The organism is Natronomonas sp. (genome assembly GCF_036625485.1).
Classification (GTDB): Archaea; Halobacteriota; Halobacteria; order Halobacteriales; family Haloarculaceae; genus Natronomonas.
Window position 1 is genome coordinate 1 of record NZ_JAZKTR010000192.1, and the last position, 4,000, is coordinate 4,000.

5 protein-coding genes are annotated in these 4,000 nt (G+C 65.2%); all 5 read right to left on the reverse strand.

All coding sequences use genetic code 11. From position 1 onward, the window contains the following. Positions 1-323: 323 nt before the first annotated feature. Positions 324-512 (reverse strand): hypothetical protein, encoded by a 189-nt coding sequence (locus V5A53_RS13470; protein WP_332314134.1) that lies wholly within the window; start codon positions 510-512, stop codon positions 324-326. Between the two features lie 139 nt (positions 513-651). Further along, a complete protein-coding gene (locus V5A53_RS13475) occupies positions 652-1,245 on the reverse strand; it encodes a hypothetical protein (RefSeq protein WP_332314135.1) in 594 nt (197 codons plus the stop codon). Between the two features lie 2 nt (positions 1,246-1,247). After that, positions 1,248-2,480 (reverse strand): DUF5305 family protein, encoded by a 1,233-nt coding sequence (locus V5A53_RS13480; RefSeq protein ID WP_332314136.1) that lies wholly within the window; start codon positions 2,478-2,480, stop codon positions 1,248-1,250. Next, complete coding sequence (locus V5A53_RS13485; protein WP_332314137.1) at positions 2,477-3,514, reverse strand: signal peptidase I; 1,038 nt, start codon at positions 3,512-3,514, stop codon at positions 2,477-2,479. The genes V5A53_RS13480 and V5A53_RS13485 overlap by 4 nt, the downstream gene beginning before the upstream one ends. 3 nt (positions 3,515-3,517) lie before the next feature. After that, the coding region (locus V5A53_RS13490) for a hypothetical protein (protein WP_332314138.1) at positions 3,518-4,000 on the reverse strand (483 nt) is incomplete at its 5' end.

Genomic DNA, 4,000 nt, shown 5'->3' on the forward strand with positions numbered 1-4,000 from the left:
CGGCGGTCGGACGAAATCCTGCGAGGGACGACCGACTAAGCGAAGCGAAGGAGGGAGTCGGTTGGGGAGGCGTGTGGTTCGGTTGCTGTGCCTGGTGGAATCGAAGGGCGAAGTGGTCCGAGAGAGCGAAGCTCTCTCGTCATCACGAAAGGCGCGGAGCGTCTTTCGGACGACCGGCTGGCGCTTGCGTGGTCGTCTGAACGACCCCTACCCGAGCAAAACGAGGGTATGTCGCTCAGCGTCCGCCAGGCGGCTGAGGGCTTCGGAGGTGTTGAGGAGTCACCCGCTATTTATAAACGAACACCACAGAACCCATCACGCGACTACTCTGGCGGCACCACGAAAAGCGAGATGGTGACGAAACAGGCCGCGAGGAGACTGCCCACGCCGACGCCGAGCGTCAGGGGAATCGCCAGCAGCCACCCGGCCGCCGCGCCGCCAGCGACCGACGCAGGCATGGCTGCCAGCAGGCCATCGTACCGCGTCGGCGTGGGCGTCGGTGTCTCCGTCACACCGGAACCGTCGTACTCCCGCTAATTAAATCTCATTATAGAGACTCGCGTTGCCACTGCCGGTGACGGAGCATCAGAGTTCGACGCGAAACCTTCGGGACCACCAGAGTGAATCCCACAGTGCGTATGAATCGATTCGTCAGTTGTTGCCCTTGCCAGGATTGTCGTTGTTGCCGTTGCCGTTGCCGGGATTGTCGTTGCCACCATTGCCGCCACCACCCGGATTGACCACCTCGGGACCGACGCGTTCGTCGAGACGTACTGTGATGTTCCCGTCGTCCGTCCCGCCGGAGACCACGAAATCGACCGTGTTCACGTCGGTGTGGGCGCCTCTATCGACGTCGACGAACAGCGTAACCGACTCACCGGGGTCGAGACTGACGGTGAGCGTATCCGTTCCCGTGCTCGAGAAGTCGACGTTCTCCTTCGCGTTCTGGCCGATTATCTCGACGGTGAACGTCGCCGTCGAGTCGAACCGGTTCGTGACGGTGCCGAACTCCTGGTTGTTGTTGCCGGACTGCACCTCGTTTACGATGGCCAGGTCCACGACTGCATTCGTATCGTCGGCCACCGGCACCGAGGCGTCGCGAGCCACGGTTCCGGAACTGAAACTCACTGCCGTCGCACCACCGATCGTCGCGACGATGACGGCGAGGCCGACGACCGCCAGGAACACGTTCCGCTTTCGCCTGCGACGACGGCGGCGGAGACGTGGGTGGGTGCTTCGTGGCATGGTCAGCCCCCGAAGTGGAATCCGTCTTGGTCGCTTCTCTCGGCACTTCTCTCGTCGTCACCCCCGTCCTCTTCGGGAACGGGGCCGCCGTCCGGCGTCGGCCCGGCCGGTGGATCGAAATTCACCGGCGGGACGTCGGCCTGTGGGATCTCCATGCCGAAGTTCGCGGTCGCGGACGGCTCGCCCGCCTCGCGATCGGGGGCGTAGATGTACATGATGTCGTCAGCGATGACGAAATACTCGTCGACGGGTTTGTGGTAGATGACGCGGTGTCGGGTGTCGATGGCGAGGTCGACGAGGTCGCCGAGCGACGAGACGGTGACCGTGTTGATGTTCCCCTGTGGAGTGAACGATTCGACGGCGGTCACCCAGTCCTCGTAGCGGCGACGGTCGAGTTCCCGGCTGGTCCGGCCCGGATCGACGAACAGCCACGCCGCGGCCGCGCCGACTGCTCCGATTCCGGTGGTGGCGCTGAAGAGGCCGAAGACGATGTTCAACAGGCTCCCGCTCGAGGCGGTGCCCGGAGATTCTCCGCCGGTGGTCGGCGTCTGCCGGGTCGACTCGTGGGGAAGCTGGTACAGCGATTCGCCGAGCGTCAACGGCCCACCGACGGCGAGCGTCTCCCCGAAGCGTTCCCCCTCGGCGCTCTCGTAGCCGTACGTCGCCGTCGAGACGACCGACGCGGAGACCGTCGCCTCGGGGCCGAACTCCTCGCGAAGCGCTGCCCGCCGCTCGGTGACCGATTCGACGTCGACGGTCGTCTCGAGTGACGCCTCCGCCGCACCGTCGTACGTCTCCGAGTCGAGGACGACCGTGTCGGTCCAGAACGGCTCCGTCGGCGACCCGCTCGGAGCGGCCTCGTAGACGACGGCTATTTCGACGGACGTGATACCGGCATCTTCGGCCGCTGCCGTCGTCGTTACCGTCGGGTCGGTTGCCCCGGAGATGGGGTAGGTGCCCTGATTCTCGAGGCGGTCGCCGGCGGTGTACGCCTCGCTGTCCTCGGTTACCTCGACCGCGACGTCCTGCTGAAGGGCGGTAACGTGAACGAGCCGCTCGGACGGCCCCTCGGGCGTTTCGGCCAGCGGGCTGTAACTACTCGCCGGCGTCACCATGCCGGTGAGTACGACCGCGCTAGCGAGCAGACAACCGACCAGAAGGACGGCGGCGACGGCGGCTCCGTCGCGGGCGAGGGCGTGCTTCAGTCGGAGCAGCGGCGCTGCTGATTCGGTCATCGGTATCTACCCTCCTCCCGCCGTTTCCGGACGGCGCGGATGGTGCCTCTCCCCCGGCGGACCGTCTGCCGCGGGTCGATAGCCACCAGCGCCAGCAGGCCGAAGACGGCGGCGATGACGGCGCCGGTGGCAGCCCCCGCCAGCGCCGGGTGAACGGCCGCCAGCGCGGCGATAACGGGCTGTGGTAGCGTCGCCGGATAGGTGTACAGCGTTATCTCGGCGGTGTGAGCGCCGGGTTCGCTCGCCGGCGGGTTGCGCACGACGACATCCGTCGTCGTCGAGGCCCCGGTGCTCTCGATACCGACCAGCTCCAGATCGCCGTCGACGTGGGCCGTCTGGGTCGTCCCGGCCATCGTCGGCGAGGACAGCGTGATGATCCGTTCGGTCGTCTCCCCGACGGCGACGAGTCGCTCCGAGTCCTCCGGCGCGGTCTCCGTCGAGACGATGCTCGCGTCGACGGCGACGGTACTCCCCATCACCGCGGTCGGCACCGCGATCACGATGACCGCGGCGAGAACGAACACCGCCGTCCGGCCCGGGGACGCCGAGACCATATTCGGTCGTGGCGAGGAACGCCCCGCCGAGACGACCGTTCCGACCGCGAACAACAACCACAGCGATGTCAGCACGGCTGGATTGGTGACGATCGCGCCCAGTAGCGGAATCGTCACCACGGAGCCGCCGGCGGTCGGGACCGTCCCGTGAATCCGGTCTTCGGTTACGTACGGTTCACCCTCTGCCTGATCGGTCGCCTCGTTAGCGTCGCCCTGTGTGACGTAGCCCGCCTCGGTGACATCGACGATGCGGTGAAGCACGGGCCGTTCGTGGTTCGGCGATTCGTACAGCACGACGTCACCGACCGACGGCTCGGAGGCCGTGACGACGAGCAGGTCGTGCTGACTTATCGTCGGCTCCATGCTGTCCGAAACCGGCGACGTCGCAGTCGCTGGCGCAAGGCCTGGCGGCGCAACGTATCCGGCCGTCATCGCGAGCAACGCGACGACGAGGAGACCGGTTACCACCCCCCTGGTCATCGGCTATGACGTCGTTTGGATAGTGACGTCTGCGGTAAGCGAATCCGTCTCGGTAACCAGCGTTATTGCAGCGTACACCGTACTTCCAGAAGCGATATTGAACGTCGCGTTGCTGCTCTCTGTAGCGGTACCCAGATTTTCAGTACCGTCGTAGATGTCGATAGTAATCGAGCCGTTTGTGACGTTCTCCACCACCACCTCGAAGTCGTGGCCGTTGCTGCTGTTGTTCGTAATCGAGAAGGCGTCGTTGGAGGTGTCGTTAGTATCGCCCAGCGTGAACTCACCGTTCTTGTTCGGGCTGAACGGACCACCGGATGCACCTTCGAACTCCCCATCGATAACGAGTTGTCCGTTGGTGATACTGGTTCCAACACCGGGTGCCAGACCAACTGCAGCGTCTCCGTCGTCCGCTGCCAGCGTGACATCCACTTGACGCGTCACGCTCGCCGACGTGAACGCAACCGCACCCACGGTGCTCGCACCCAC

Coding starts and splice junctions, on each gene's coding strand:
- V5A53_RS13475 (WP_332314135.1), bottom strand. CDS start 1,245: ATGCCACGAAGCACCCACCCACGTCTCCGCCGCCGTCGTCGCAGGCGA.
- V5A53_RS13485 (WP_332314137.1), bottom strand. CDS start 3,514: ATGACCAGGGGGGTGGTAACCGGTCTCCTCGTCGTCGCGTTGCTCGCG.
- V5A53_RS13480 (WP_332314136.1), bottom strand. CDS start 2,480: ATGACCGAATCAGCAGCGCCGCTGCTCCGACTGAAGCACGCCCTCGCC.